Below are 22,285 nucleotides of genomic sequence, written 5' to 3' on the forward strand. Positions count from 1 at the left end.
CGGGCGACTACTCGACGCTCGCGCCCGTGATGGTGGTCGGGACGACGGGTGCGCCGTCCGTGTCGCTGGTGCCGGGCGTGAGCCCGGCGTCGGTCACGTTCGCGGTGAGCTGGTCGAGCCCGCTCGTGACCTGGCCCACGACGGTGTAGCCGCCGGTCGAGGCGTCGAGCTGCGTGTCCCCGTAGGTGACGAAGAACTGCGTCGACTGCGAGTCGGGGTCGGTGCCCCGTGCCATCGCGATGGTGCCCGCGGGGTAGGTGCCGTCGGCCGGCACGTTCTCCAAGGGGCCGAAGGTGAAGCCGGCGTCGCCGGTGCCGTCGCCGTTCGCCGAGCCGCACTGGATGAACTCGGCCGTCGGGGCGTCGCTCATGCGGTGGCACGCGGTCCCCGTGTAGAAGCCGTCCCGGATCAGGTCGATGACCACCGAGGCCGCCTGCGGCGCGGCGGCGCCGTCGAGGGAGATGCCGAGGACCACGTCGTCGTTGAGGTCGAGCTCGCCCGTCCAGGTGCGCCCCTCCGCGATGTCGGAGCTCGGCACGTCGCCGGTCGAGGCCGGGGCCGTGGAGGCGCTGGCCGACGCGGACGCGGAGGCCTCCGACCCGTCGTCCGCCTGGTACCAGACCACCTGGGCGACGACCGCGAGCGAGACGACGACCACGACGCCCACGACCGCCAGCACGTCGTCGCGGCGACGCCGGCGCTGCTGGGTCGCGTGGACCTGCTGCCGTGCCGTGTACCCGCGGAGCCGGGCCCGCGCCTCCCGGTCGTGCCTGTCGCTCCGTGCCACGCGTTCCTCCATGTCTCGGCCGTCGGTCCGTCGACCCTAGCGGGGCCGGGCCGTCGTCCCGTGTCGGCGGCCCGGTCTACCATGGGGCCCCATGAGCCCGCTCCCGCAGAGCTCGACCCCCCTCGCGGTCCGCATGCGCCCCACCAGCCTCGACGAGGTGGCCGGCCAGCGGCACCTGCTCCGGCCCGGCTCGCCGCTCGTCACGCTCGCCTCCGACACGTCGGGCGAGCAGGGCGCCGTCTCGGTCATCCTCTGGGGCCCGCCCGGCACGGGCAAGACGACCCTGGCGCAGGCCATCGCCCACACCTCCGGGCGGCAGTTCATCGAGCTGTCCGCCGTGACCGCCGGGGTCAAGGACGTCCGCCAGGTCATGGAGAAGGCGCTGTCGAACCGAGACCTGTACGGCACGACGACCGTGCTCTTCCTCGACGAGATCCACCGGTTCACGAAGGCGCAGCAGGACGCCCTCCTGCCCGGCGTCGAGAACGGCTGGGTGATCCTCATCGCGGCGACGACCGAGAACCCGTCGTTCTCCGTCATCACGCCCCTCCTCTCGCGGTCGCTGCTGCTGACCCTCGAGCAGCTGAGCGACGACGACCTCGCCGACCTCGTCCGCCGGGCCGTGCACGACCCGCGCGGGCTCGACGACCGCGTCGTGCTCGACGACGAGGCCCTCGCGACCATCGTCCGGCTCGCCTCCGGCGACGCGCGCCGAGCGCTCACCGCCCTCGAGGCGTCCGCGCAGTCGGCGGCCGCGACCGCGGCCGAGCAGGGGACCGGAGGCGCGGCGTCGGCCGACCCCGGCGCCGACTACGATCCCGACGCCGAGTACGACGACGACCCGGGCGACAGTCGTCCCGTGATCACGGCCGAGACCGTCGCGCAGTCCGTCGACCGGGCCCTGCTCCGGTACGACCGCAACGGCGACGAGCACTACGACGTCATCAGCGCGTTCATCAAGTCGGTCCGCGGCTCGGACGTCGACGCGGCGCTCCACTACCTGGCGCGCATGATCGAGGCGGGGGAGGACCCGCGCTTCATCTGCCGCCGCATCATCGTCTCGGCGTCGGAGGACATCGGCATGGCCGACCCGAACGCCCTCACCGTCGCCGTCTCCGCCGCCACCGCCGTGCAGATGATCGGCATGCCCGAGGGACGCATCCCGATGGCCGAGGCGGTCGTCTACCTCGCCACGGCACCCAAGTCGAACCGGTCGTACAGCGCCCTCGACGCCGCGATCGCCGACGTGCGGGCCGGCCGGGCCGGGGTCGTGCCGAAGCACCTCCGCGACGCCCACTACCCGGGCGCGAAGCGCCTCGGCCACGGCAAGGGCTACAAGTACTCGCACGACTCCGAGTTCGGCGTCGTCGAGCAGCAGTACCTCCCCGACGAGCTCGTCGGCCAGACCTACTACGACCCCACGGCGAACGGCAACGAACGCGACGTCGCGGCCCGGCTCGAGAAGCTGCGGCGGATCACGCGCGGCGGCTGACCCGCCGGGGCCGCGTCGCTCTCGCCCCGGGGCGGGCTCTCCTGTATGCTCGGGGGGTTGCCTGGAACTCGGGGCGTCGACGTGCGGCTGCTCACGACGACCCGATCGAGGCGGAACGACCTGTAGCCGGTCGTCGCCGAGGCGCTCACCCCTCTTGTTATGCCCGTCGGCGCTCGCGCGCCGGGCGGGCGGAACACCACCACCGACAAGATCATGAAGGAACCTGCATGTCCACCAAGTCCCGCACCCGGAGCAAGACGCGTCTCTCGCGTGCTCTCGGCATCGCCCTCACCCCGAAGGCCGCCCGCTACCTCGAGAAGCGTCCCTACGCTCCCGGCGAGCACGGCCGCACCAAGCGCAAGACCGACAGCGACTACGCCGTCCGCCTGCGCGAGAAGCAGCGCCTGCGTGCCCAGTACGGCATCCGCGAGGCCCAGCTCAAGATCGTCTTCAACGAGGCCCGCAAGGCGTCGGGCCTGACCGGTGAGAACCTGGTCGAGCTGCTCGAGACCCGTCTCGACGCCCTCGTCCTGCGCGCCGGCTTCGCCCGCACCACGGCGCAGGCCCGCCAGATGGTCGTGCACCGCCACATCCTCGTCGACGGCAAGCTCGTCGACCGTCCCTCGTTCCGCGTCAAGCCGGGTCAGATGATCCACGTCAAGGCGAAGTCCGAGAAGACGGAGCCCTTCCAGGTCGCGGCCGCCGGCGGTCACGTCGACGTCCTGCCCAAGGTCCCGGGCTACCTCGAGGTCGAGATCGACAAGCTCCAGGCGCGCCTCGTGCGCCGCCCGAAGCGCGTCGAGGTCCCCGTGACCTGCGAGGTCCAGCTGGTCGTCGAGTACTACGCCGCCCGCTAGCCAGCACCTGCACCGACCGAGGGAGCGAGCCACGCACGTGGCTCGCTCCCTCCGTCGTCCCCGGGGCGTCGGCGGGCGCCCGCGGCGACTGGGTAAGCTGGACCGTCGTGCCGCGACCCGCCCCGCGACCACCCGTGAGGAGTCCACCGTGAAGAGCCTGATCCTGCTGTCCGTCGGAGTCGTCCTGGGCTTCGCGGCCGCACACCAGTTCAACAAGACCACCGCCGGACGCCGCCTCTTCGGCGAGCTCGACGGGGGAGTGCGGTCCTTCCGGGCCGCGGTCGTCGACGGGTACAAGACCCGCGAGGCCGAGCTGCGCGGCGCGACCGACCCCACGACCGCCGGCTGAGCAGGGGCGCGCACCGCGCCTCCCGCAGTCCGGCCCCACCCTCCGTCCCCACCACCGGGAGAACCATGAAGACCGCTGAGATCCGCCGCCGCTGGCTCGACTACTTCGGCGACCGAGGCCACACCGTGGTCCCGTCCGCCTCGCTGGTGAGCGACGACCCGTCGCTGCTCTTCACCGTGGCCGGCATGGTCCCGTTCATCCCGTACCTCACCGGTCTCGTGCCGACGCCGTACCACCGGGCGACGAGCGTGCAGAAGTGCATCCGCACGAACGACATCGAAGAAGTGGGCAAGACCCCGCGCCACGGCACGTTCTTCCAGATGAACGGCAACTTCTCGTTCGGCGACTACTTCAAGGAGGGGGCGATCGGCTACGCCTGGGAGCTCCTGACCTCGAGCGAGGAGTCCGGCGGCCTCGGCTTCTCTCCCGACGACCTCTGGGTCACCGTCTACGAGGAGGACGACGAGGCGATCGAGCTCTGGAAGAAGGTCGCGGGCCTGCCCGACGAGCGCATCCAGCGCCTCGGCAAGGAGTCCAACTACTGGCACACGGGTCAGCCCGGCCCGGCAGGGCCCTGCTCGGAGATCTTCTTCGACCGCGGTCCGGCCTACGGCGTCGACGGCGGCCCCGCCACGGACGACGACCGCTACGTCGAGATCTGGAACCTCGTGTTCATGCAGTACCAGATCGAGAACGTGCGGTCGAAGGTCGACTTCGACATCGTCCGCGAGCTGCCGAACAAGAACATCGACACCGGCATGGGCCTCGAGCGCGTGGCGTTCCTCAAGCAGGGCGTCGACAACATGTACGAGATCGACCAGGTCAGGCCCGTGCTCGACGCCGCGGCGGAGCTGTCGGGTCGCCGCTACGGCGCCGTGCACGACGACGACGTCCGCATGCGCGTCATCGCCGACCACGTCCGCAGCGCGCTCATGCTCATGTCGGACGGGGTCCGACCGTCGAACGAGGGCCGCGGGTACATCCTGCGCCGCCTGCTCCGCCGGTCGATCCGTTCCATGCGGCTGCTCGGCGTCGAGGGCCCCACCTTCGCCACGCTGTTCGCGGCGTCCCGTGACGCCATGAAGGCCGCCTACCCCGAGGTCCAGGCCGACTACGACCGCATCTCGCGCCTGGCCCTCGCCGAGGAGGAGACCTTCCTCCGCACCCTCGCGGCGGGCACCGACATCCTCGACGTCGCCGTGGGCGACACGAAGCGCCGGGCCGGCGAGGGCGTCGCGCCCCGGCTGGCCGGCGACACCGCCTTCCTGCTGCACGACACCTTCGGATTCCCGATCGACCTCACCCTCGAGATCGCGGAGGAGAGCGGCCTCAGCGTCGACCGCGAGGCGTTCGACCGCCTGATGGGCGAACAGCGGGCCCGCGCCAAGGCCGACGCCAAGTCGCGCAAGGTCGCCCTGGCCGACCTCAGCGTCTACAGCGCGTTCCGCGCCCACGGCGAGACGGTCTTCACGGGCTACGACATGCTCGACACCGACTCCACCGTGCTCGGGCTGATCGTCGACGGCGAGTCCGTCGACCGGGCCGTGGCGGGCGACATCGCCGAGGTGATCCTCGCCGAGACCTCGCTGTACGCCGAGTCCGGCGGGCAGGAGGCCGACGCCGGCAGCATCGTCGGCACCGGGTTCGACCTCGAGGTGCTCGACGTCCAGAAGCCCGTCAAGGGCCTCGTGAGCCACCGCGTGCAGGTGCGGTCGGGCGAGGTGGGCGTCGGCGACGCCGCCACGAGCGTCGTCGACCCGGCCTGGCGCCGCGGCGCGACCCAGGCCCACTCGGCCACCCACCTGATCCACGCGGCGCTGCGCGAGGTGCTCGGGCAGGAGGCCCACCAGGCCGGCTCGTACAACAAGGCCGGCTACATGCGCCTGGACTTCAGCTGGAGCCAGCCCCTCAGCGCCGCCACGCGCACCGAGATCGAGGAGGTCGCCAACGGCGCGATCCGCGACGACCTCGAGGTCGTGACGCGCGAGCTCCCCCTCGACGAGGCCCGGTCGATGGGCGCCATGGCCCTCTTCGGCGAGAAGTACGGCGAGACCGTCCGCATGGTCGACATCGGCGGCCCGTGGTCGCGCGAGCTCTGCGCCGGCACCCACGTCGCGACGAGCGCGCAGGTCGGCATCATCAACCTCGTCAGCGAGGCCTCGGTCGGCTCGACCAACCGTCGCGTCGAGTCCCTGGTCGGGCTGGACGCCTTCCGCGACTTCGCGGCCGAGCGGGCGATCGTCTCGCAGCTGACCTCGTCGCTGAAGACCCCGCGCGAGCAGCTGCCCGAGCGCATCGGCGACCTCGTCTCGAGCCTCAAGGCGGCGGAGAAGCGAATCGCCGAGTTCGAGTCGGCGCAGCTCGCCACCCGGGTGCCGGCCCTGGTCGAGAAGGCGGCCTCGGTGGGCGACCTGACCGTGGTGGCCGAGTCCGTCGGCTCCGTGAAGTCGACGGACGACCTCCGCTCCCTCGTGACGAGCGTCCGGGAGCGCCTCGGCGCGAGCTCGGCCTCGGTCGTGGCCCTCGCCGCCGACGTCGCGGGCAAGCCCGCCGTCATCGTCGCGACCACCGACGCTGCCCGCCGACACGGCGTCAAGGCCGGCCAGCTGGCGCGAGGCGCCGCGGGCGTGCTCGGCGGCGGCGGCGGCGGCAAGGACGACCTGGCCCAGGGCGGCGGGTCCGACGTGTCGGCCGTCCCGGCCGCTCTCGCCGGCATCGTCGCCGCCCTGCGCGGCTAGGGCCGACGGTGCGTCGTGGCGTCCGTCTCGGCGTCGACGTGGGCAAGGCCCGCGTCGGCGTCGCCCGCACCGACCCCGACGGCCTGATCGCCACCCCGGTCGAGACCGTGGCCCGCACGGCCGACGGCGTCGCCGACGTGGCGGCGATCATCGGGCACGTCGTCGACCTGGCGGTGACCGAGGTGATCGTGGGCCTGCCCCTCTCGTTGTCGGGCGGCGACACGCCCTCGACGGAGGACGCCCGACGGTTCGCGGCCCTGCTCGCCTCCCGCTCGCCCGTGCCCGTGCGCCTGGTCGACGAGCGCCTCTCGACGGTGAGCGCGCAGACTGCACTCCGCGCCTCCGGCCGCAAGGGGCGATCACAACGATCCGTCATCGATCAAGTGGCCGCTGTTATCATCGTCCAGCACGCGCTCGACCTCGAGCGGTCGAGCGGTCGCCCGCCCGGTCAGCTCGTGGGCGCACCCGGAACCGACGACGGTGACGGAGCCGAACCCGACACCGACGAAAGACGATGACTCGTGGCCGACGACCCCAACTGGGACGACATCTTCGCGTCCCAGCCCCGCGCTGACGACGACCGACCCCGACGATCGGCCTCCGAGCCCGCCCCGCCCGCGGCGCCCGAGCCCGCCCCGACCTCTCGGCGGGAGTCCCGCGAGCGAGAGCAGCGCGACCTCCTCGAGCGCGAACGACCCGCCGCCGCCGCGTCCCGCGAGCCCCGACGCGGTCGTCGCCCGCGACGCGGCACGGTGGTCCTCCTCGCGATCGTGCTCGTCGTGGTCGTGGGCGGCACCGCCGGCGTGGTCGCCGCGTGGGGGACGGTCCAGCCCCTCGTCGCGAAGCTGCAGGGCGAGCCCGAGCCGGAGGACTTCACGGGCACCGGCAACGGCACCGAGGTCGACTTCGCCATCGCGAGCGGCGAGAACGGCTCCGACATCGCGACGAACCTGAACGACGCCGGCGTCACGAAGAGCTACCAGGCCGCGTACGCCCTCATGCTCGCCGACGCCACGATCACGTTCCAGCCCGGCACCTACAAGCTGCAGCAGGAGATGAGCGCCTCCTCCGCGCTGAGCGCCCTGCAGGACGGCAGCAACCGCATCACCGACCGCCTCGTCGTCCCCGAGGGCACCGCCGCGGTCGACGTGTACCAGTCGCTCGCCGACGCCACCGGCATCCCCCTCGCCGACGTCCAGGCCGCCGCGGCCGACCACGCCTCCTACGGGCTGCCCGCCGAGGCCACGAGCCTCGAGGGGTGGCTCTTCCCCGCCACCTACGAGCTCGACCCCGGCAAGGACGCGCGTGGCTACCTGCAGCAGATGGTCGACACGATGAAGGAGCGCCTCACGACGGCCGGCGTCCAGCCCGCCGACTACCAGCGCGTCATCGTGTTCGCCTCGCTGATCCAGCGCGAGGCGGGCCTCGCCGACGACTACCCGAAGGTCGCCCGGGTCTTCCAGAACCGGCTCGACGACGGCATGCTCCTGCAGTCGGACGCGACCGTGGCCTACGGCACCGGCAACACCCACCGGGTCACCACGACCGACGAGGAGCGCGGCGACGCCTCCAACCCCTACAACACGTACCAGCACCTCGGCCTCCCGGTCGGACCGATCTCGAACCCCGGCGACCTGGCGATCAACGCCGCCGTCGCCCCGGCCGACGGCACGTGGCTCTACTTCGTCACGACGAACCTCGACACGGGCGAGACCACGTTCTCGACGACGCTCGCCGAGCACGAGGCCGCCGTGCGCGTCTGGCAGGCCTGGATGCGCGAGCACCCCGAGTACCAGTAGGCGGGGCCGCGCGGCGGCCGACGCGGCCTGTGGGAGGATTGTCCCCATGCTTCGTTGGTTGACCGCAGGGGAATCTCACGGCCCCGAGCTCATCGCCGTCCTCGAGGGGCTGCCCGCGGGCGTGCCCGTGTCGCTCGACGGCGTCCGCGCCGACCTGGCCCGTCGCAAGCTCGGCTACGGCCGCGGCTCGCGGATGAAGTTCGAGGAGGACGAGCTGGCCTTCTCCGGCGGCGTCCGGCACGGCCTGACCATGGGCGGCCCGATCGCCCTCCGGGTCGGCAACACCGAGTGGCCGAAGTGGGCCGAGGTGATGAGCGCCGAGCCGGTCGAGGTGAGCGACGCCTCCCGCGGTCGCAGCGCCCCGCTGACCCGGCCCCGTCCCGGCCACGCCGACCTCGTGGGCATGCAGAAGTACGGCTTCGACGAGGCACGGCCCGTCCTCGAGCGGGCCAGCGCCCGCGAGACCGCGGCGCGCGTCGCCCTCGGCGCCGTGGCCCGCGCCTTCTTGTCCGGGCTCGGCGTCGAGCTCGTCAGCCACACCCTCGCGATCGGCCCGGTCCGCGTCCCCGAGGGCAGCCCCGTCCCCGAGCCGACCGACGTCGACCGGCTCGACGCCGACCCGCTCCGCTGCCTCGACGAGGTCACCTCGGCCCTGATGGTCGCCGAGGTCGACTCCGCCAAGAAGGAGGGCGACACGCTCGGCGGCGTCGTCGAGGTGCTCGCGTACGGCGTGCCGCCCGGCCTCGGCTCCCACGTGCACTGGGACCGCCGCCTCGACTCCAAGCTCGCCGCCGCCCTCATGGGCATCCAGGCGATCAAGGGGGTCGAGGTGGGCGACGGCTTCGAGACGACGCGCCGCCGCGGCTCCGTCGCCCACGACGAGCTGCGCCGCACCGGCGGCCTCATCTCCCGCGACACCGACCGGGCCGGGGGCACGGAGGGCGGCATGAGCACCGGGACGGTCCTCCGGGTCCGGGCCGGCATGAAGCCCATCGCCACCGTGCCGCACGCCCTCGCGACCGTCGACGTCGTGACCGGCGACGAGAGCAAGGCCCACCACCAGCGTTCCGACGTCTGCGCCGTCCCGGCCGCCGGCGTCGTCGCCGAGGCCATGGTGGCCCTCGTCCTCGCCGACGCGATGCTCGAGAAGTTCGGCGGCGACTCCCTGCCCGAGACGGCCCGCAACCTCCGCTCGTACCTCGACGCCATCCCCGAGGGCCTCCGCACGCAGTCGGCCACCGCCGGGTCGTGACCAGGCCCACGCCCCCCGCGGGCGGCGGCCACGCCCGCGACGGCGGCCGGACCGACGTCGTCGGCTCCGAGCTGCCCCTCCCGGTGGCGCTCATCGGTCCGATGGGTGCCGGCAAGTCGAGCATCGGAGGCAAGCTGGCCCGGCGCCTCCGCGTGGCGTTCGTCGACAGCGACCGCGCGCTCGTGCGGGAGCACGGTCCCATCGCGGGCCTCTTCGAGCAGCACGGCGAGCCGCACTTCCGCCGCCTCGAGCGCGAGGTGGTCGCCGAGTCCCTCCGGTCGCCCGGCGTCGTCTCGCTCGGCGGCGGCGCCGTGCTCGACCCCGCGACGCGCGACCTGTTGCGCGGCGTCCGCGTCGTGCTGCTGACCGTGACCCCCGAGGCCGTGGAGGCGCGGCTCGACGGCACGACCCGCCCGCTCCTGCAGACCGGCGGCCTGGCCGCCTGGCGGCGCATCGCCGCCGAGCGCGACCCCGTGTACCGCGACCTCGCGCACCTCGTGCTCGACACGTCGTCACGCCCCGTCTCGACCGTGGTCGACGACGTGGTGGCGTGGCTGGCCGAGGGAGCGCCGGGCGCCCCGCCCGTGCCCTGACCGACCGACCCCGACCCCGACCGTCCCCGATCCCGCCCGAGAGGCAGACCCATGAGCGACCCGATCGAGACCACCACCATCCGCGTCGAGGGCGCGGCGCCCTACGACGTGGTCGTCGGCCGCGGGCTCTCCGACCGCGTCGCGGCCGCCCTCGACCCCCGCACGGCGAAGGTCCTGATCGTCCACGCGCCGACCCTCGGCCGCAAGGCGAACGCCCTGCGGGAGTCGTTGCTCGACGCCGGCTACCAGGCCCTCATCGCCGAGGTGCCGGACGCGGAGGACGCCAAGCGGGTCGAGGTCGCCGCGTTCTGCTGGCAGATCCTCGGGCAGGCCGACTTCAGCCGCACCGACGCCGTCGTCGGCCTCGGCGGGGGAGCGGTGACCGACCTCGCGGGCTTCGTCGCCGCCACCTGGCTCCGCGGCGTCCAGCTCGTCCAGGTGCCGACGACCGTGCTCGGCATGGTCGACGCCAGCGTCGGCGGCAAGACGGGCATCAACACGGCCGAGGGCAAGAACCTGGTCGGCGCCTTCCACGCGCCCGTCGCGGTGGTCGCCGACCTCGACATGCTCGACACGCTGAGCCGCAACGAGATCCTCGCCGGGTTCGCCGAGGTCGTGAAGGCGGGGTTCATCGCCGAGCCCGAGATCCTCGACATCGTCGAGGCCGACGTCGACCGGGCGGTCGACCCGACGACGCCCGAGTTCCGCCGCGTGGTCGAGCTGGCCGTCGCGCTCAAGGCGCGCGTGGTGGGGGAGGACTTCACCGAGCAGGGCCTCCGCGAGATCCTGAACTACGGACACACGCTGGGCCACGCCGTCGAGCACGCCGAGCGCTACCAGTGGCGCCACGGCGCCGCCGTCTCGGTCGGCATGGTCTTCGCCGCCGAGCTGGCGCGGCTGAGCGGGCGCCTCGGCGACGAGGCCGTCGACCGCCACCGGCGCATCCTCGAGTCGCTGACCCTGCCCACGTCGTACCCGCTCGGCCGGTGGAGCACCCTGCTGGCCACCATGCAGCGCGACAAGAAGGCGCGCGCGGGCATGCTGCGCTTCATCGTGCTCGACGACATCGGCAAGCCGACCGTGCTGACGGGGCCCGACCAGAGCCTCCTCTTCGCGGCGTACCAGGAGATCGGCTCCTAGAGGCGCTCGCACCGTCCGGTAGACTCTGTCGGCGGTCGACCACGGCCCACCTCCCCCCAGAACCCGGAACGGATCCCGCACGCATGGCGACCACCAACGACATCAAGAACGGCGCTGTCCTCAACCTCGACGGCCAGCTCTGGAACGTGATCGAGTTCCAGCACGTGAAGCCGGGCAAGGGTGGCGCGTTCGTCCGCACGAAGATGAAGAACGTCATGTCGGGCAAGGTCGTCGACAAGACGTTCAACGCCGGCACGAAGATCGACTTCGCGAACGTCGACCGCCGCGAGTACACCTACCTCTACGCCGAGGCCGACGGGTACGTCTTCATGGACACCTCCGACTACGACCAGATCAACGTGCCCGCCACGATCGTCGGCGACGCCAAGAACTTCATGCTCGAGAACCAGAACGTGCAGATGGCGCTCCACGACGGCACGCCGCTCTACATCGAGCTGCCCGCCTCCGTCGTGCTCGAGGTCACCTACACCGAGCCCGGTCTCCAGGGAGACCGATCGACCGGCGGCACGAAGGCCGCGACCGTCGAGACCGGCTACGAGATCCAGGTGCCGCTCTTCCTCGAGACCGGCACGAAGGTCAAGGTCGACACGCGCGACGGCGGCTACCTCGGCCGCGTCAACGACTAGCCGACAGGCCGTACAGCCCCTGTGAGCGCACGCACCAAGGCGCGCAAGCGCGCCCTCGACATCCTCTACGTGGCGGACGTCCGCCAGATCAGCATCGTCGACGCCCTCGTGGCCGAGACGACCCGGGCCATGGCCGAGCCCGAGCGCGCCTCGAGCTGGGGCTACGCCCGAGAGCTCGTCCAGGGCGTCGTCGACCACCGTCCCGAGATCGACGAGCTCATCGAGACGTACTCGCAGGGCTGGTCGCTCGCGCGGATGCCGATCCTCGACCGCGGCCTGCTCCGCATCGCGATCTTCGAGCTGCTGCACGCCGACGACATCCCCGACCACGTCGCCATCAGCGAGGCCGTCGAGCTGGCGGAGTCGCTCAGCACCGACGACTCGGCGACGTTCGTGAACGGCCTGCTGGGCCGCATCGCGGCCAGCCGCTAGGCTGGCCCGAGCGCGCGGCCGGCCCCGTCGACCCGCGCCCGACACACTCCGACATCCTTTAAGTTCCGTCCCGAGAGGCGGGGAAGGAGGTCCGATTGAGCACCCGTACCGTGCTGAGTCAGGCTGACATCACGCGCGCCCTGACGCGCATCGCCCACGAGATCCTCGAGTCGAACCGGGGCCCCGACGGGCTCGTGGTCCTCGGCGTCCCGACCCGCGGCGTCGTCCTCGCCGACCGTCTCGGCGCCTCCCTGTCGTCCTTCTCCGGCGTGCCGGTGCCCGTGGGGGCGGTCGACGTGACGATGTACCGCGACGACCTGCGGCGCAACCCGACGAGGGCGAGCCAGCCGACGAGCCTGCCGGCCGCCGGCATCGACGGGGCGACCGTCGTGCTCGTCGACGACGTCCTCTACTCCGGCCGCACCGTCCGGGCCGCGCTCGACGCCCTGAGCTCGCTCGGGCGGCCGCGCGCCGTCCGCCTCGCGGTGCTCGTCGACCGGGGCCACCGCGAGCTGCCGATCCGGGCCGACTTCGTCGGCAAGAACCTCCCGACCTCGACCGCCGAGCGCATCTTCGTGCGCCTCGCCGAGGTCGACGGCGACGAGCTGGTGGCCATCGAAGGAGGCGCGGGCGACGACGAGCGCCCCGCCGCCGCCGCCGAGACGGGTGGTGCGCCCTCGTGAGGCACCTGCTCAGCACGGCCGACCTCAGCCGCGACGACGCCCTCCGGGTGCTCGACGTCTCGGAGGACATGGCCGACGTCGCCACCCGCCAGGTGAAGAAGCTGCCCACCCTGCGCGGCACGACCGTCGTCAACCTCTTCTACGAGGACAGCACCCGCACGCGCATCTCGTTCGAGGCCGCCGCCAAGCGCCTCAGCGCCGACGTCATCAACTTCGCGGCGAAGGGCTCGAGCGTCTCCAAGGGCGAGTCCCTGAAGGACACGGCCCAGACGCTGGCCGCGATGGGCGCCGACGGCATCGTCATCCGTCATCCGTCCTCCGGCGCGCCGCGCGTCCTCGCCGACAGCGGCTGGGTCGAGGCGGGCATCGTCAACGCGGGCGACGGCACGCACGAGCACCCGACGCAGGCCCTCCTCGACGCCTTCACCATGCGGCGCCGCGTCCACGGCGCCGCCAGCCGCGGCCGTGACCTCGACGGGCTCGAGGTCATGATCGTCGGCGACATCCTGCACTCCCGCGTCGCGCGGTCGAACGCGTGGCTGCTGCGGACGCTGGGGGCGCGCGTGACGGTGGTCGCGCCTCCCACGCTCCTGCCGGTCGACCTGAGCCGCCTCGGCGTCGCCGTGCGCTACGACCTCGACGACGCCATCCGCGAGGTGCGGCCCGACGTCGTGATGATGCTCCGCATCCAGCAGGAGCGCATGAACGAGGCCTTCTTCCCGAACGCCCGCGAGTACGCCGGGTCGTGGGGCCTCGGCGCCGCCCGATTCGCGTCGCTGCCGCCCGAGACGATCGTCATGCACCCGGGGCCGATGAACCGCGGCCTCGAGATCAGCGACGAGGCGGCCGACTCGCCCCGCTCGACCGTCCGCGACCAGGTGTCCAACGGCGTCGCCGTGCGGATGGCCGTCCTCTACCTCACACTCGCCGGCGACCGGGAGGACTCCCTGTGACCACCACCCACCTGATCCGCGCCGCCGAGACCGTCGACGGCACCCGCACCGACGTGCTGGTCCGCGACGGGGTCGTCGTCGAGCTGGGCCCGGGCCTGAGCAGCGCCGGAGCCTCCGTCGTCGACGCCGACGGCCTCCTGCTGCTGCCGGGCCTCGTCGACCTGCACACCCACCTCCGCGAGCCCGGCGGCGAGGGCAGCGAGACGGTGCTGTCCGGCTCGCGCGCCGCGGCCGCCGGCGGCTACACCGCCGTCAACGCGATGGCGAACTCGTCGCCGGTGGCCGACACCGCCGGCGTCGTCGAGCAGGTGCAGGCGCTGGGCGACCGCGCCGGGTACGTCACGGTGCGACCGATCGGCGCCGTGTCGCAGGGACTCGCCGGCACGCACCTGTCCGAGATCGGCGCCATGGCACGGTCGCGGGCCGCCGTGCGCGTGTTCTCCGACGACGGCCACTGCGTCTCCGACCCGCTGCTCATGCGCCGGGCGCTCGAGTACGTGAAGGGCTTCGGGGGCGTGCTCGCCCAGCACGCCCAGGAGCCGCGCCTCACGGTGGGCGCCCAGATGAACGAGGGCGCCCTCTCGGCCGAGCTCGGCCTCGGCGGCTGGCCCGCCGTCGCGGAGGAGTCGATCATCGCGCGCGACGTGCTGCTCGCCGACCACGTCGGCGCCCGCCTGCACGTCTGCCACGTGTCGACCGCCGGCAGCGTCGAGGTGATCCGCTGGGCCAAGTCGCGTGGCATCGACGTGACCGCCGAGGTGACGCCGCACCACCTCCTCCTCACCGAGGAGCTCGTCGCGAGCTACGACTCGCGCTACAAGGTGAACCCGCCGCTGCGCCGCCAGGAGGACGTCGACGCCCTGCGGGCCGCCCTCGCCGACGGCACGGTCGACATCGTCGCCACCGACCACGCCCCGCACACGTCCGAGGCGAAGTGCTGCGAGTGGGACGCCGCCGCGAACGGCATGGTCGGGCTCGAGTCGGCCCTGTCCGTCGTGCACCGCACGATGGTCGACACCGGCCTGCTCGGCTGGGCCGACGTCGCCCGGGTGATGTCGGTCGCCCCGGCCGCCATCGGGCAGGTGGCCGGCCACGGGCGCCCGCTGGCCGTCGGCGAGCCCGCCGAGCTCACCCTCTACGATCGAGACGTGACCCGCACCTTCGCCACCGAGCACCTCGCGGGCAAGAGCCAGAACTCGCCGTACCTCGGCCTCGAGCTCCCCGGTCGCGTGCAGGCCACCTTCCACCACGGCTACGCGACCGTGCTCGACGGCGAGGTGGTCGACGCCCCGACGGTCGCGCGGGCGGCCGAGACCGTCGCGGCGCGCGCCGTCCTCGCCGCGGGCGACCCGGCCACGGCCGACGCCGAGGGGGCGACCGCCCGGTGACCTACTGGCTCATCGGCGCCGCCGTCCTCGTCCTGCTCGGGCTGCTCATGGCGCAGCTCGTCCGCTCCTGGCGCGGCCGCGGCCGACGACAGTCGGCCGTCGCCGCGCCCGAGGCCGCCCCCGACGACCTCGGCGCCGCGACGGCCGAGACCGACGGGTTCTACGTCGCGACCACGCGGGCCGGCGAGCCCCTCGAGCGCATCGTCGTGCACGGCCTCGGCTTCCGCGGCCGCGCCGTCGTCTCCGTCCACCCGGAGGGCATGCGCCTCGAGATCGCAGGCGAACGGGCCGTCCTGGTCCGCGCCTCCGCGATCCGGGTCGTCGACCGCGCCACGTGGACCATCGACCGCGTCGTCGAGACCGACGGGCTCGTGCTCGTCGGCTGGGCCCTCGGCGACCTCGACGTCGACACCTACCTGCGCCTCGGCGACGACGCCCGCCCCGTCGTCGACGCGCTCCGCTCCCTCACGACCCCGGCCGCCCCCGCGGCCGACCCCAGCACGAAGGACCAGCACGATGACTGATGCGACGCCCACCACCCGAGCCGTCCTGGTGCTCGAAGACGGGTCCCGCCACGTCGGACGCGCGTACGGCGCCGTCGGGCGCACGTTCGGCGAGACCGTCTTCGCGACCGGCATGACGGGCTACCAAGAGACCCTGACCGACCCCTCCTACGCCGGGCAGATCGTCGTCATGACGGCCCCGCACATCGGCAACACCGGCGTCAACGACACCGACCCGGAGTCGCGCCGCATCTGGGTCTCGGGCTACGCCGTCCGCGACGCCAGCCGCGTGGTCTCGAACCACCGGGCCCAAGGCAGCCTCGACGACCAGCTCGTCGCCGACGGCATCGTCGGCATCCGGGGGATCGACACCCGGGCCGTCACGCGACGGCTGCGCGACGTCGGGTCGATGCGCGGCGGCGTCTTCAGCGGCGACGACTTCGACCTCGGCGACGACGAGCAGCTCGCCCTCGTGCGCGAGTCGGCCGACATGCGCGGCCTCAGCCTGTCGAGCCAGGTCTCGACCGCCGAGGCGTACGTGCTGGAGGCGGAGGGCGAGCCGGTGGGCTCGGTCGCCGTCCTCGACCTCGGCGTCAAGACCTCGACCCTCCGCTACCTCGCGCAGCGCGGCTTCCGCGTGCACGTCCTCCCGCAGGACACGACCCCCGAGCAGCTGCGGGAGCTCGCCCCCGACGCCCTCTTCTTCTCGAACGGCCCGGGCGACCCGGCCGCGAGCGACGACCAGGTCGAGCTGCTGCGCTCGGCCCTCCGTGACGGGCTGCCCTACTTCGGCATCTGCTTCGGCAACCAGCTCTTCGGCCGAGCGCTCGGCTTCGACACCTACAAGCTGCCCTTCGGCCACCGCGGCATTAACCAGCCCGTGCTCGACAAGACCACGGGCCGGGTCGAGATCACGAGCCAGAACCACGGCTTCGCGGTCGACGCCCCGATCGACGGCGTGCTCGACTCCCCGGCCGGGTTCGGCCGCGTCGAGGTCAGCCACTTCAGCCTCAACGACCAGGTCGTGGAGGGGCTCCGCGCCCTCGACGTCCCCGCGTTCTCGGTGCAGTACCACCCCGAGGCCGCCGCGGGCCCGCACGACAGCAACCACCTCTTCGACCGCTTCCGCGAGGCGGTCGTCGCCCGCAAGTCCGGCCAGCCCGTCGACTTCGGCTCCGACCTCGAAAGCAGCATCTGATGCCCAAGCGCCCCGACATCAACTCCGTCCTCGTCATCGGCTCCGGGCCGATCGTCATCGGCCAGGCGGCCGAGTTCGACTACTCCGGCACACAGGCCTGCCGCGTGCTCCGCGAGGAGGGCGTTCGCGTGATCCTCGTCAACCCGAACCCGGCGACGATCATGACCGACCCCGACTTCGCCGACGCGACCTACGTCGAGCCGATCACCTCGGAGGTTCTCGAGGCGATCATCGTCAAGGAGCGCCCCGACGCCATCCTCCCGACCCTCGGCGGCCAGACCGCGCTCAACGCCGCGATCGCGCTCGACACCGAGGGAATCCTCGCGAAGCACGGCGTCGAGCTGATCGGCGCCAAGGTGGAGGCGATCCAGAAGGGCGAGGACCGCCAGCTCTTCAAGGAGCTCGTGCTCGAGTCGGGCGCCGACGTGGCGAAGTCGTACATCGCCCACACGGTCGACGAGGCCGTCGAGTTCGCGGAGGACCTGGGCTACCCCCTCGTCATCCGTCCGTCGTTCACCATGGGCGGCCTCGGCTCCGGCTTCGCGTACACCCGCGAGGAGCTCGTCCGCATGGTCACCGACGGCCTGCACCAGAGCCCGACGACCGAGGTGCTGCTGGAGGAGAGCATCCTCGGCTGGAAGGAGTACGAGCTCGAGATGATGCGCGACACGGCCGACAACACGGTCGTCGTCTGCTCCATCGAGAACGTCGACCCGGTCGGCGTGCACACCGGCGACTCCATCACGGTCGCCCCCGCCCTGACGCTGACCGACCGCGAGTACCAGAACCTCCGCGACATCTCGATCGACATCATCCGCCGCGTCGGCGTCGACACGGGCGGGTGCAACATCCAGTTCGCCGTCGACCCGTCGAACGGCCGGGTCATCGTCATCGAGATGAACCCTCGCGTCTCGCGCTCCAGCGCGCTCGCCTCCAAGGCGACGGGCTTCCCGATCGCCAAGATCGCCGCGAAGCTGGCCCTCGGGTACCGCCTCGACGAGATCCCGAACGACATCACGAAGGTGACCCCCGCCTCCTTCGAGCCGACCCTGGACTACGTCGTGGTCAAGGTGCCGCGCTTCGCGTTCGAGAAGTTCCCCGCGGCCGACACCACGCTGAGCACGACGATGAAGAGCGTCGGCGAGGCGATGGCCATCGGCCGCAACTACGCACAGGCGCTGCAGAAGGCCCTCCGATCGCTCGAGAAGCGCGGGTCGAGCTTCCACTGGCAGGGCGAGCCGGGCGACGCGGAGGCGCTGCTCACCCTCGCGCACACGCCCACCGACGGTCGCATCGTCACCGTGCAGCAGGCCCTCCGCGCCGGTGCCACGGCCGAGCAGGTCTTCGAGTCGACGGGCATCGACCCGTGGTTCGTCGACCAGATCGTGCTGATCAACGAGGTCGCCGACGAGATCGCCGCGGCCGCCGACCTCGACGCCGACCTGCTGGCCCACGCGAAGGACCATGGTTTCAGCGACGCCCAGATCGCGGAGCTGCGCGGTCTCGGCGAGCAGGAGGTGCGCGAGCACCGCTGGTCGCTCGGCGTCCGCCCCGTCTACAAGACCGTCGACACCTGCGCGGGTGAGTTCCCCGCCCTCACGCCGTACCACTACTCGAGCTACGACGTCGAGACCGAGGTCGCGCCCAGCGACCGGAGGAAGGTCGTCATCCTCGGCTCGGGCCCGAACCGCATCGGCCAGGGCGTCGAGTTCGACTACTCGTGCGTGCACGCGAGCTTCGCGCTGAGCGACGCGGGGTACGAGACGATCATGATCAACTGCAACCCCGAGACCGTGTCGACCGACTACGACACGAGCGACCGGCTCTACTTCGAGCCGCTGACCCTCGAGGACGTCCTCGAGGTGGTGCACGCCGAGGCGGCGAGCGGCGAGCTCGTCGGCGTCGTCGTGCAGCTCGGCGGACAGACCGCCCTCGGCCTGTCGAAGGGCCTCGAGGCGGCCGGGGTGCCCGTGCTCGGCACGAGCCCCGACGCCATCGACTCGGCCGAGGAGCGCGGCCTCTTCTCCGCGATCCTCGACGAGGCGGGGCTCCTCGCCCCGCGCAACGGCACGGCCACCGACTACGCCACCGCCGTCTCGGTCGCGGAGGAGATCGGCTACCCCGTCCTCGTCCGGCCCTCGTACGTGCTCGGCGGCCGCGGCATGGAGATCGTCTACGACAGCCCGTCGCTCTCCGACTACTTCGACCGCGTGGGCGACCAGGCGATCATCGGCCCGGACGCGCCCCTGCTCGTCGACCGCTTCCTCGACGACGCGGTGGAGATCGACGTCGACGCGCTCTACGACGGCACCGAGCTCTACGTCGGCGGCATCATGGAGCACATCGAGGAGGCCGGCATCCACTCCGGCGACTCGAGCTGCACCCTCCCGCCCGTCACGCTCGGCCGCGGCGAGATCGACCGCGTCCGCGAGGCGACCCTCGCCATCGCCGAGGGCATCGGCGTCCGTGGGCTGCTCAACGTCCAGTTCGCCATCGCCGCGGGCGTCCTCTACGTCATCGAGGCGAACCCCCGCGCCAGCCGCACCGTGCCGTTCGTCTCGAAGGCGCTCGGCATCCCGCTCGCGAAGGCGGCCTCGCTCGTCATGGTCGGGCAGAGCATCGCCGAGCTCGTCGAGTCGGGACTCCTGCCCGCGCAGGACGGCTCCGACGTGCCGCTCGACTCGCCGATCTCCGTCAAGGAGGCCGTGCTGCCCTTCAAGCGCTTCCGCACCAAGGAGGGCCAGATCGTCGACAGCGTGCTGAGCCCCGAGATGCGCTCCACCGGCGAGGTCATGGGCATCGACCGCGACTTCCCGCGCGCCTTCGCCAAGAGCCAGACGGCGGCGTACGGCGGCCTGCCGACGACCGGCACCGTGTTCGTGTCGGTGGCCGACCGCGACAAGCGGGCGATCGTGCTCCCGGTGCTGCGCCTCCGGCAGCTGGGCTTCCGGGTGCTCGCGACCGAGGGCACGGCGACCGTGCTCACGCGCAACGGCATCGAGGCGGAGATCGTGGCGAAGCACAGCGCCGGCGGCGAGAGCGTCGTCGACCTGATCGCCCGCGACGAGGTCGACATCGTGATCAACACGCCGAGCGGCTCGAGCGCCCGCGCCGACGGCTACGAGATCCGCGCCGCGACGGTCGCGGCCGACAAGGCCCTCTTCACGACGATGGCGCAGCTCGCGGCGGCCGTCGCGTCGATCGAGGCGATCCACACCCCGTTCGAGGTCACGAGCCTCCAAGACTACGGTCTGGCCCGGGCGGCGCGTCGATGACCGAGGGCGCCGCCGCGCCGTTCGGGGAGCGGCTCCTGGCCGTCTTCGACCGCCTCGGGCCGCTCTGCGTCGGCATCGACCCGCACCCGTGGCTGCTCGACGAGTGGTCGCTGACCGCCGACGCGGCCGGGGTGCGCGAGTTCGGCCTCCGCGTCGTCGAGGCGGCCGCGGGAGGCGCGGGCGTCGTCAAGCCGCAGGTCGCCTTCTACGAGCGGTGGGGCTCGGCCGGCTTCGCCGCGCTGGAGGACGTCCTCGCCGCGGCCCGCGACGCCGGCCTGCTCGTGATCGGCGACGCCAAGCGCGGCGACATAGGGTCGACCTCGGACGCCTACGCCGAGGCCTGGCTGCACCCCGACTCGCCCCTGCGCGTCGACGCCCTCACCGTCTCGCCCTACCTCGGCTACGGGGCCTCGGCCGGCGTCGTGCGCCGCGCGCGAGAGACCGGCGCCGGCGTGTTCGTGCTCGCCGCGACCTCCAACCCGGAGGCGCGGGGCCTGCAGGGCGCCCGCCTCACCACGGCAGGCGGCAGCGCGGGCACCGTGGCGGGCGGTATCGTCGACGACGTGCTCGACGACAACGCCTCCGCGGGGGAGACCCGCCTCGGATCGGTCGGCCTGGTGCTCGGTGCCACCGTCGACCTGGCCGCCACCGGCATCGACGTGGCGCGCCTAGCGACGACGCCGGTCCTCGCCCCGGGCTTCGGCCACCAGGGAGCCCGCTACGCCGACCTCCGCTCGATCTACGGCCCGGCCGCGCGCGCGGTCGTCGTCTCGGCCTCGCGCGGCATCCTCGCCGCCGGCCCGGGGGGCGTCCGCGACGCGGTGCTCCGCGACGCGGAGGAGGTGCGCTCGTGCCTCGCATGACGCCGCCCCCGGTCGACCGGGCCGCCGCCGCGCGCGCCGCGGTCGCCGCCCGACGCGCCCGCGCCGCTGTGAAGTCGGCCGTGGCGACGCGCCGCCGCACGGCCCTCGACGTCGCGGAGGCCGCCTGGGCCGGCGAGGCCGCGCAGCCCGAGGCCACCCTCCGGGTCCGCGAGCTGCTCACGAGCATCCCGGGCATCGGGCCGACCCGCGTCGCCCGCATCATGGCGGAGCTCGGCATCGCCGACTCGAAGCGCGTCGGCGGGCTCGGCGTCCGTCAGCGCCGCATCCTCGGCGACTGGCTCGCCCACCGCGAGGCGAAGGGCCGGGCCAAGACCCGCCTCGTCGTGCTGGCCGGCCCGACGGCCGTGGGCAAGGGCACGGTCTCGGCCTACATCCGCGACCACTACCCCGACGTGCACCTCTCGATCTCCGCGACGACGCGGGCTCCGCGCCCCGGCGAGGTCGACGGCGTGCACTACTACTTCGTCGACGACGCGGAGTTCGACCGCATGATCCGCGAGCGCGAGCTCCTCGAGCACGCGACGGTGCACAACTCCTACCGCTACGGCACGCCGCGGCCGCCGCTCGACGCCGCCCTCGCCGAAGGGCGGAGCGTCCTGCTCGAGATCGACCTGCAGGGCGCACGCCTCGTCCGGGCCGGCATGCCCGAGGCCGTGCTGGTGTTCCTCCTGCCGCCGACCTGGGACGAGCTGGTGCGCCGGCTCATCGGCCGGGGCACCGAGGACGCGGCCGAGCAGCAGCGCCGGCTCGAGACCGCGAAGGTCGAACTGGCCGCCCAGGACGAGTTCGACGTCAGGGTCGTCAACCACGACGTGGCCGAAGCGGCCCGCGAGGTCGTAGAATTGATGACTGCGTCCTGAACGGACGCCCCGTCGCGCACCGCGCGCCACCGATCTCCACGCCCGAGCTCCCCGTGAGCTGCGGCGTCGCCCCCCACCTACACGAGGAGTAACCATGGCCGACAAGAACAAGGGCATCATCGATCCCCCCATCGACGAGCTGCTCTCGAAGGTCGAGTCGAAGTACGCGCTCGTCATCTTCGCGTCCAAGCGCGCCCGCCAGATCAACGACTACTACGCCGACCTGCACGAGGGCAGCCTGTTCGACAACGTCGGCCCGCTCGTCGACAGCACCATCGACGACAAGCCGCTCTCCGTCGCGATGCACGAGATCAACGAGGACAAGCTCGAGGTCAAGCCCCTCCCCGCGACCGCCGAGTAGTCGGCCGCGCGCCGCCGTCGGTGGTCGCGCCTAGCATCATGTGAGGCCCCCGGGAGTCCCTCCCGCGGGGCCTCACCCCGTCCCGCCCCCGACC

At 72.7% G+C, this 22,285-nt stretch carries 21 protein-coding genes; 20 read left to right on the top strand and 1 reads right to left on the bottom strand.

Annotation, left to right across the window (positions count from 1 at the left end; translation table 11 throughout):
• Positions 1–7 precede the first annotated feature (7 nt).
• Positions 8–787 (bottom strand): peptidylprolyl isomerase, encoded by a 780-nt coding sequence (locus EDF38_RS07200; protein WP_199734604.1) that lies wholly within the window; start codon positions 785–787, stop codon positions 8–10.
• Positions 788–878: 91 nt separating this feature from the next.
• Here EDF38_RS07200 and EDF38_RS07205 point away from each other — a divergent pair, with 91 nt between their 5' ends.
• The 20 genes from EDF38_RS07205 (at position 879) to rpoZ (ending at position 22,191) form a co-directional block, all read left to right on the top strand.
• A complete protein-coding gene (locus EDF38_RS07205) occupies positions 879–2,279 on the top strand; it encodes a replication-associated recombination protein A (protein ID WP_123354613.1) in 1,401 nt (466 codons plus the stop codon).
• A 227-nt stretch (positions 2,280–2,506) separates the two neighbouring features.
• Entirely contained in the window at positions 2,507–3,136 is a 630-nt protein-coding gene (rpsD, locus tag EDF38_RS07210) for a 30S ribosomal protein S4 (RefSeq protein WP_123354614.1), read from the top strand.
• 148 nt (positions 3,137–3,284) lie between these two features.
• Positions 3,285–3,485 carry a hypothetical protein gene (locus EDF38_RS07215; protein WP_123354615.1) on the top strand — a complete coding sequence of 67 codons (201 nt, stop codon included), beginning with the start codon at positions 3,285–3,287 and terminating at the stop codon, positions 3,483–3,485.
• Positions 3,486–3,550: 65 nt separating this feature from the next.
• On the top strand, positions 3,551–6,223 hold the full coding sequence (alaS, locus tag EDF38_RS07220) for an alanine--tRNA ligase (protein ID WP_123354616.1): 2,673 nt from the start codon (positions 3,551–3,553) through the stop codon (positions 6,221–6,223).
• 8 nt (positions 6,224–6,231) lie between these two features.
• Positions 6,232–6,741, top strand: coding sequence for a Holliday junction resolvase RuvX (gene ruvX / locus EDF38_RS07225; protein WP_123354617.1), 510 nt, complete (start codon positions 6,232–6,234; stop codon positions 6,739–6,741).
• 3 nt (positions 6,742–6,744) lie between these two features.
• Complete coding sequence (gene mltG, locus EDF38_RS07230) at positions 6,745–8,022, top strand: endolytic transglycosylase MltG (RefSeq protein WP_123354618.1); 1,278 nt, start codon at positions 6,745–6,747, stop codon at positions 8,020–8,022.
• Positions 8,023–8,068: 46 nt separating this feature from the next.
• On the top strand, positions 8,069–9,274 hold the full coding sequence (gene aroC / locus EDF38_RS07235; RefSeq protein ID WP_123354619.1) for a chorismate synthase: 1,206 nt from the start codon (positions 8,069–8,071) through the stop codon (positions 9,272–9,274).
• A complete protein-coding gene (locus EDF38_RS07240) occupies positions 9,271–9,867 on the top strand; it encodes a shikimate kinase (protein WP_370275595.1) in 597 nt (198 codons plus the stop codon). Before aroC ends, EDF38_RS07240 begins: the two co-directional genes overlap by 4 nt.
• Positions 9,868–9,918: 51 nt before the next feature.
• Positions 9,919–11,007 carry a 3-dehydroquinate synthase gene (gene aroB / locus EDF38_RS07245; RefSeq protein WP_123354620.1) on the top strand — a complete coding sequence of 363 codons (1,089 nt, stop codon included), beginning with the start codon at positions 9,919–9,921 and terminating at the stop codon, positions 11,005–11,007.
• 83 nt (positions 11,008–11,090) lie between these two features.
• Positions 11,091–11,654, top strand: a complete 564-nt coding sequence (gene efp, locus EDF38_RS07250) for an elongation factor P (RefSeq protein ID WP_123354621.1) — start codon at positions 11,091–11,093, stop codon at positions 11,652–11,654.
• Positions 11,655–11,675: 21 nt separating this feature from the next.
• Positions 11,676–12,086, top strand: a complete 411-nt coding sequence (gene nusB / locus EDF38_RS07255; RefSeq protein ID WP_123354622.1) for a transcription antitermination factor NusB — start codon at positions 11,676–11,678, stop codon at positions 12,084–12,086.
• 95 nt (positions 12,087–12,181) lie between these two features.
• On the top strand, positions 12,182–12,769 hold the full coding sequence (pyrR, locus tag EDF38_RS07260) for a bifunctional pyr operon transcriptional regulator/uracil phosphoribosyltransferase PyrR (protein ID WP_123354623.1): 588 nt from the start codon (positions 12,182–12,184) through the stop codon (positions 12,767–12,769).
• A complete protein-coding gene (locus EDF38_RS07265) occupies positions 12,766–13,722 on the top strand; it encodes an aspartate carbamoyltransferase catalytic subunit (RefSeq protein WP_123354624.1) in 957 nt (318 codons plus the stop codon). The genes pyrR and EDF38_RS07265 overlap by 4 nt, the downstream gene beginning before the upstream one ends.
• Positions 13,719–15,110, top strand: a complete 1,392-nt coding sequence (locus tag EDF38_RS07270; protein WP_123354625.1) for a dihydroorotase — start codon at positions 13,719–13,721, stop codon at positions 15,108–15,110. Before EDF38_RS07265 ends, EDF38_RS07270 begins: the two co-directional genes overlap by 4 nt.
• Positions 15,107–15,634, top strand: coding sequence for a hypothetical protein (locus EDF38_RS07275; protein ID WP_123354626.1), 528 nt, complete (start codon positions 15,107–15,109; stop codon positions 15,632–15,634). The genes EDF38_RS07270 and EDF38_RS07275 overlap by 4 nt, the downstream gene beginning before the upstream one ends.
• Entirely contained in the window at positions 15,627–16,811 is a 1,185-nt protein-coding gene (gene carA / locus EDF38_RS07280; protein ID WP_123354627.1) for a glutamine-hydrolyzing carbamoyl-phosphate synthase small subunit, read from the top strand. The genes EDF38_RS07275 and carA overlap by 8 nt, the downstream gene beginning before the upstream one ends.
• Positions 16,811–20,086 (top strand): carbamoyl-phosphate synthase large subunit, encoded by a 3,276-nt coding sequence (gene carB / locus EDF38_RS07285; protein WP_123354628.1) that lies wholly within the window; start codon positions 16,811–16,813, stop codon positions 20,084–20,086. The genes carA and carB overlap by 1 nt, the downstream gene beginning before the upstream one ends.
• On the top strand, positions 20,083–20,949 hold the full coding sequence (pyrF, locus tag EDF38_RS07290) for an orotidine-5'-phosphate decarboxylase (protein ID WP_123354629.1): 867 nt from the start codon (positions 20,083–20,085) through the stop codon (positions 20,947–20,949). Before carB ends, pyrF begins: the two co-directional genes overlap by 4 nt.
• The gene (gmk, locus tag EDF38_RS07295; protein WP_123354630.1) at positions 20,946–21,830 is read left to right on the top strand and encodes a guanylate kinase; all 885 of its coding nucleotides are present in this window, start codon (positions 20,946–20,948) and stop codon (positions 21,828–21,830) included. The genes pyrF and gmk overlap by 4 nt, the downstream gene beginning before the upstream one ends.
• Positions 21,831–21,924: 94 nt before the next feature.
• Positions 21,925–22,191 (top strand): DNA-directed RNA polymerase subunit omega, encoded by a 267-nt coding sequence (rpoZ, locus tag EDF38_RS07300; RefSeq protein ID WP_123354631.1) that lies wholly within the window; start codon positions 21,925–21,927, stop codon positions 22,189–22,191.
• Positions 22,192–22,285: the final 94 nt, after the last annotated feature.

This window comes from Frigoribacterium sp. PhB160, assembly GCF_003751785.1.
Taxonomy (GTDB): domain Bacteria; phylum Actinomycetota; class Actinomycetes; order Actinomycetales; family Microbacteriaceae; genus Frigoribacterium.

Excerpts from the sequence above, each read along its gene's own strand:
- EDF38_RS07205 (WP_123354613.1), top strand. The coding sequence starts at position 879 with ATGAGCCCGCTCCCGCAGAGCTCGACCCCCCTCGCGGTCCGCATGCGC.
- rpsD (WP_123354614.1), top strand. The coding sequence starts at position 2,507 with ATGTCCACCAAGTCCCGCACCCGGAGCAAGACGCGTCTCTCGCGTGCT.
- alaS (WP_123354616.1), top strand. The coding sequence starts at position 3,551 with ATGAAGACCGCTGAGATCCGCCGCCGCTGGCTCGACTACTTCGGCGAC.
- aroC (WP_123354619.1), top strand. The coding sequence starts at position 8,069 with ATGCTTCGTTGGTTGACCGCAGGGGAATCTCACGGCCCCGAGCTCATC.
- aroB (WP_123354620.1), top strand. The coding sequence starts at position 9,919 with ATGAGCGACCCGATCGAGACCACCACCATCCGCGTCGAGGGCGCGGCG.
- efp (WP_123354621.1), top strand. The coding sequence starts at position 11,091 with ATGGCGACCACCAACGACATCAAGAACGGCGCTGTCCTCAACCTCGAC.
- carA (WP_123354627.1), top strand. The coding sequence starts at position 15,627 with ATGACTGATGCGACGCCCACCACCCGAGCCGTCCTGGTGCTCGAAGAC.
- carB (WP_123354628.1), top strand. The coding sequence starts at position 16,811 with ATGCCCAAGCGCCCCGACATCAACTCCGTCCTCGTCATCGGCTCCGGG.
- pyrF (WP_123354629.1), top strand. The coding sequence starts at position 20,083 with ATGACCGAGGGCGCCGCCGCGCCGTTCGGGGAGCGGCTCCTGGCCGTC.
- gmk (WP_123354630.1), top strand. The coding sequence starts at position 20,946 with ATGACGCCGCCCCCGGTCGACCGGGCCGCCGCCGCGCGCGCCGCGGTC.
- rpoZ (WP_123354631.1), top strand. The coding sequence starts at position 21,925 with ATGGCCGACAAGAACAAGGGCATCATCGATCCCCCCATCGACGAGCTG.